The following is a 5,188-nucleotide window of genomic DNA, read 5'->3' as shown; positions in this document are numbered from 1 at the left end:
CAGCAACAGCAACAGCAACAGCAACAGCAACAGCAACAGCAACAGCAACAGCAACAGCAACAGCAACAGCAACAGCAACAGCAACAGCAACAGCAACAGCATCATTCGTCCCGCGCTCGTGCTCTTCGCACTGCTGAGCGCGCTCACCGGCGTGATCTATCCGGTGGCCGTGACCGGCGCCGCGAAAGCGGTGTTTCCGTCGCAGGCGGCGGGCAGCCTGGTCGTGATCGACGGCGTGCCTGTCGGATCGAAGCTGATCGGCCAGAACTTCAGCGACCCGAAGCATTTCTGGGGCCGCCCGTCGGCCACGGCACCGCAGCCCTACAACGCCAGCGCCTCGAGCGGCTCCAACCAGGGGCCGCTCAACCCGGCCCTGACCGACGCGGTGAAGGCGCGCGTCGAAGCCCTGCGCGCCGTGGACCCCGGCAACACCGCACCCGTGCCCGTGGACCTGGTCACGGCGTCCGCCAGCGGGCTCGATCCGGACATCAGCCCGGCCGCCGCGCAGTACCAGGCGGCGCGCGTGGCGCGCGTGCGCGGCGTCCCGGTCGAACAGGTCAACGCGCTGATCGCCAAGAACACGCAGGCTCCGCTGTGGGGCTTGCTGGGTGAATCGCGCGTCAACGTGCTTGCACTGAATCTCGCGCTCGACGCCTCGGCTTCGACGACCGCGCGTTGAGGAGAACAACATGGCCTATGCCGCCTACCGCGAACATCCCGGCACCGAACGGCCTGCCCACCGGCTTGCCGCTTCGTGTGCTTCGCCGTCCCTCATCGACGGGGTGGCCGGACGCACCCACGCGCCCGTGACCGCCGCCAGCCAGTTCTACGTGCTCGACGTCACCGTCTGCTGCGCCGACGCCTTGCGCGTGCGCCGCAGCATCGCGGGCTCCCCCGATGCGGGCGTGGTGCGCTGCGAGCCGCTGCTGCATGCCCTGTGCTCGCAGGAAAGCGATGCGCCCTGCGTCCGGCTGATGGTCCGCCTTCCGCTGACCAGCTACGCCGACGTGCTGCACCGCCTGATCGAATGCGTGCCCTCGGGCGAAATCGGCCGGCTCGTGAGCTGGCGCGAGCACCTGGCCCGCTGCGGCCTGCGCGATGGTCGCTGACCTGTTGCATGTGCTGCTGGCGCTCGCGGCGCTGTTCGTGCCGCTGGGCTTTGCCTGGCTCGTGCTGTCGCGCACCGCGCGGCGGCACGACACCAAGCGGCGCAACAAAGGCGGTCCGATGCGATAACCTGCGCAGCCACCGACCGCCATGCCCGACAACCGCCCTGACACCCGCCCCGACCCCGACGCCCTGATCGCGCAGCTGCGCAACGACGAGGCGCGCGCCCTGCGCGGCAAGCTGCGCATCTACTTCGGCGCCAGCGCCGGCGTCGGCAAGACCTGGGCGATGCTCAGCGCCGCCCAGCGCGAGCGCGCGGCGGGCCGCGATGTGCTGATCGGCGTGGTCGAGACCCACGGCCGCAGCGAAACCGCCGCGCTGCTCGCGGGTCTGGACACGCTGCCGCTGCGCGCGCTGGACTACCGCGGCCGCACGCTCGCCGAGTTCGACCTGGACGCCGCGCTCGCGCGCAAGCCCGCCGTGCTGCTGGTCGACGAACTGGCTCACACCAACGCCCCCGGTTCGCGCCACGCCAAGCGCTGGCAGGACGTGCAGGAACTGCTGGCCGCGGGCATCGAGGTGTGGTCGGCCCTCAACGTTCAGCACCTGGAAAGCCTCAACGGCACCGTCGGCGCCATCACCGGCGTGCGGGTGCACGAGACGGTGCCCGACACCGTGCTCGACGAGGCCGACGAGGTGGTGCTGGTCGATGTCACGCCCGACGAGCTCACCGCGCGGCTCGCGGCCGGCAAGGTGTACCTGCCGCAGCAGGCCGAGCGGGCGGCGCAGAATTTCTTTCGCAAGGGCAACCTGATCGCGCTGCGCGAGATCGCCCTGCGCCGCACTGCCGAGCATGTGGAAGACGATGTGCGCGGCTGGCGTGTGGAGCAGTCGGGCGCCGCGGGCCGCAACGGCAAGGAAGGGCCGGGCAGCGAGCTGCAGGCCTGGAACACCTCGGGCGCGATCCTCGCCTGCGTGGGGCCGCACGAAGGCGCGGCGCAGACGGTGCGCACCGCGGCGCGGCTCGCGGGCCAGCTCAATGTGCGCTGGCATGCGGCGTATGTGGAAACACCGCGCCTGCAGCGGCTCGCCGCGGAGGAGCGCGATCGCACGCTCGCGGTGCTCAAGCTCGCCGAGGAACTGGGCGCGGCCACGGCGGTGCTCACCGGCGCCGACGTGGCCGAGCAACTGGCCGAACAGGCGCGCCGGCTCAACTGCGCCACGCTGGTGCTGGGGCGCTCGGAGCCGGTGGCGGGCTGGCGCCGCTGGTGGCCGGCCGGGCAAACGCCGTTGCCGCGCGCGCTCGCCCAACGCGCGCCGGCGCTGGACATCATGGAAGTGGGCCGCGCCGACAGCTCGCGGCGCCTCTCGCGCACCGCCGTCGACGGCCTGCGCGCCGACGACGAAGGCCACGAGAAGGCGCCGGTCCACTGGCCCGCCTATGCGTGGGCCACCGCCACCAGCGTTGCGCTCACTCTGGTGTGCGCCCCGCTGACCAACGTGCTCGAGCTGTCGAACATCGTGATGCTGTTTCTGCTCGGCGTGGTCGGGGTGGCGATGCGCTTCGGACGCGGGCCGTCGGCGCTGGCCGCCTTGCTCAACGTCGCGGCCTTCGACTATTTCTTCGTGCCCCCGCGACTTTCGTTCGCGGTGAGCGACGTGCAGTACGTGCTGACCTTCGCGATCATGCTCGGCGTCGGCCTGCTGGTGGGGCAGCTCACGGCGGGGCTGCGCTTTGCGGCGGGCGTGTCCACCAGCCGCGAGCGGCGCGCACGCTCGCTGTTCGAACTCACGCGCGAACTCTCGGCCGCGCTGGAGAGCACGCAGGTCGTGTCGCTGGGCGCCGCGGCGGTGCAGGGGCACTTCGGCGGCCATGCGCTGGTGCTGGTGACCGATGCGGCCGATGCGCTCGTGCTGCCCGCCAATCCGCCGGAAGGCTTCGACGGGCAGGTGGCCGACTGGGCGTTCCGCCATGGGCAACCCGCGGGCCTTGCCACCGCCACGCTGGCCGCGCAGCCCTGGCACTACGTGCCGCTGAAGGCGCCGATGCGCGTGCGCGGCGTGCTGGCGCTGTCGCCCGCGCAGCCGCGCTGGCTGCTGATTCCCGAACAGGCGCAGCAACTGGACACGCTGGCCCGCCAGATCGCGATCGCGCTGGAGCGCGTGCACTACGTCGAGGTGGCGCAGCAGGCGGTGGTCGAGATGGAGTCGGAGCGCCTGCGCAATGCCCTGCTCGGCGCCATCTCGCACGACGTGCGCACGCCGCTCACCGCGCTGATCGCATTGGCCGAATCGCTGCAGACGCTGCCCCCCGAACAGCACGGCGATGCGGCGCGCGCCATCGTCGCGCAGGCGCACGAGCTGAACGCGCTGGTCAACAACCTGCTCGACATGGCGCGGCTCGAGAGCGGAATTGCCGGTGGTGCGGTGAACCTGCGGCGCGACTGGCAGTCGGTGGAGGAGGTGGTCGGTTCCGCGATCCGCGCGGCGCGCACGTCGCTGGGCGACACCGTCGTGCAGACCGCGCTCGACGCCGATCTGCCGCTGGTCGAGTTCGATGCGGTGCTGATCGAGCGCGTGCTGGTCAACCTGCTGGAGAACGCCACCAAGTACGGCGCGCCACCTATCGTGGTCGGTGCCCGGGCCGAGTCCGGCACGCTGGTGCTCACCGTGCGCGACCATGGCCCCGGCTTGCCCGCCGCGCTCTTGGGCCATGAGCAGAAGCTGTTCGACAAGTTCACGCGCGGCGAGGCCGAGTCGGCCACGCCCGGCGTCGGGCTGGGCCTGGCGATCTGCCGGGCGGTGGTGAGCGCGCACGGCGGAGAAGTCACGGCGGCCAATGCGCGCGACGGAGGTGCAGAATTCACCGTCACCCTGCCGCGCCGGGAGGCGCCCGAAACAGCCGAAGCCCAACTCTGAAGCCATGCCAGCCCCCACCGCCATCGTGATCGAGGACGAGCCGCAGATCCGCCGTTTCGTGCGCGGCGCGCTCGAAGCCGAAGGCTGGCTGGTGCACGAGGCCGGCACGCTGCGCGATGGATTGGCCGCGGCCGGCACGCGGCAGCCTGACCTGCTGGTGCTCGACCTCGGGTTGCCGGATGGCGATGGCGTCTCGCTGATTCGCGATGTGCGCGGCTGGTCGGCCGTGCCGATCATCGTGCTGTCGGCCCGCACCGACGAGGCCGACAAGATCGCCGCGCTCGATGCCGGTGCGGATGACTACCTCACGAAGCCCTTCGGCACTGGCGAGCTGCTGGCCCGTGTGCGCGCCAATCTGCGCCGTCCGCGCGCAGCCGGTGGTGGCAGCGACGAGCCCGCCGAAGCTGTCTTCCGTTTCGGCGAGATCGAACTGGATCGCGCCGCGCGGATCGTGCGGCGAGCCGGCACCGAGGTACACCTGACGCCGACCGAATACCGCCTGCTCTCGGTACTGGTCGCCAATGCGGGGCGTGTGCTCACGCAGCGCCAATTGCTGCGCGAGGTGTGGGGGCCTTCGCACACGGACCAGAGCCATTACCTGCGCATCTACATGGGGCATCTGCGGCAGAAGCTTGAAAGCGATCCTGCACAGCCTCGGCATCTGTTGACTGAGACTGCTGTGGGGTATCGGCTGGTGGTTTGACTCTTGGGGTTTGCGGCGATGGGTGCTGTGCCCTTGGGTGGCCGACGTCACCGGCCCTTCGGGCTTCCCTGCGCTGCTCGCGACGGGCGGGGTCTCGCAGAACTCGCTCCACTGCGTTCCGCTCAAACAGCTGCGAGCCCTGATCCGCCCGTCGCTGCGCTGCTCGGCGGTGCCTCAACGGCCGCCCAAGGGCACAGCACCCATCGCCGCAGTCAACGCGGTTGTTGATCACTTCCTCTTGGAGCCCGCTTTGTGTCTTGCTCCCTCTCCCTCTGGGAGAGGGCAGGGGTGAGGGCATACAGCGTCAACTCCACAGCAAGCGCCCGGTACGCGGTGCGGCGCAGCCGGCCCCTCTGTGCCGCCGAGGAGCGCAGCGTTTCGCGGATCAGGGCTCGCAGCTGTTTGAGCGAAGCGAGTTCTGCGAGACCCCGCGAAATGCGAGCACCGCAGGGGAGCCGC

5 protein-coding genes are annotated in these 5,188 nt (G+C 70.7%); all 5 read left to right on the top strand.

Annotation, left to right across the window (positions count from 1 at the left end):
- The first annotated feature begins 100 nt into the window (after positions 1–100).
- Genes kdpC through kdpE form a run of 5 tightly spaced genes read left to right on the top strand, consistent with a single transcriptional unit; the run spans position 101 to position 4,729 of the window.
- On the top strand, positions 101–679 hold the full coding sequence (gene kdpC / locus ABIC90_RS27245; protein ID WP_354359840.1) for a potassium-transporting ATPase subunit KdpC: 579 nt from the start codon (positions 101–103) through the stop codon (positions 677–679).
- 10 nt (positions 680–689) lie between these two features.
- Positions 690–1,109 (top strand): hypothetical protein, encoded by a 420-nt coding sequence (locus ABIC90_RS27240; protein WP_354359838.1) that lies wholly within the window; start codon positions 690–692, stop codon positions 1,107–1,109.
- Positions 1,099–1,236 (top strand): hypothetical protein, encoded by a 138-nt coding sequence (locus ABIC90_RS27235; RefSeq protein WP_354359836.1) that lies wholly within the window; start codon positions 1,099–1,101, stop codon positions 1,234–1,236. The genes ABIC90_RS27240 and ABIC90_RS27235 overlap by 11 nt, the downstream gene beginning before the upstream one ends.
- Before the next feature lie 21 nt (positions 1,237–1,257).
- The gene (locus tag ABIC90_RS27230; protein WP_354359834.1) at positions 1,258–4,026 is read left to right on the top strand and encodes a DUF4118 domain-containing protein; all 2,769 of its coding nucleotides are present in this window, start codon (positions 1,258–1,260) and stop codon (positions 4,024–4,026) included.
- Positions 4,027–4,030: 4 nt separating this feature from the next.
- Positions 4,031–4,729 carry a two-component system response regulator KdpE gene (kdpE, locus tag ABIC90_RS27225; protein ID WP_354359832.1) on the top strand — a complete coding sequence of 233 codons (699 nt, stop codon included), beginning with the start codon at positions 4,031–4,033 and terminating at the stop codon, positions 4,727–4,729.
- The last annotated feature ends 459 nt before the right edge of the window (positions 4,730–5,188 follow it).

The organism is Variovorax boronicumulans (assembly GCF_040544675.1).
Lineage (GTDB): Bacteria > Pseudomonadota > Gammaproteobacteria > Burkholderiales > Burkholderiaceae_C > Variovorax > Variovorax boronicumulans_D.
The sequence above is the reverse complement of the archived record's forward strand: the minus strand, read 5'-3'. Positions and strand labels throughout refer to the sequence as shown.

Coding starts and splice junctions, on each gene's coding strand:
- ABIC90_RS27235 (WP_354359836.1), top strand. CDS start 1,099: ATGGTCGCTGACCTGTTGCATGTGCTGCTGGCGCTCGCGGCGCTGTTC.
- kdpE (WP_354359832.1), top strand. CDS start 4,031: ATGCCAGCCCCCACCGCCATCGTGATCGAGGACGAGCCGCAGATCCGC.
- ABIC90_RS27230 (WP_354359834.1), top strand. CDS start 1,258: ATGCCCGACAACCGCCCTGACACCCGCCCCGACCCCGACGCCCTGATC.
- ABIC90_RS27240 (WP_354359838.1), top strand. CDS start 690: ATGGCCTATGCCGCCTACCGCGAACATCCCGGCACCGAACGGCCTGCC.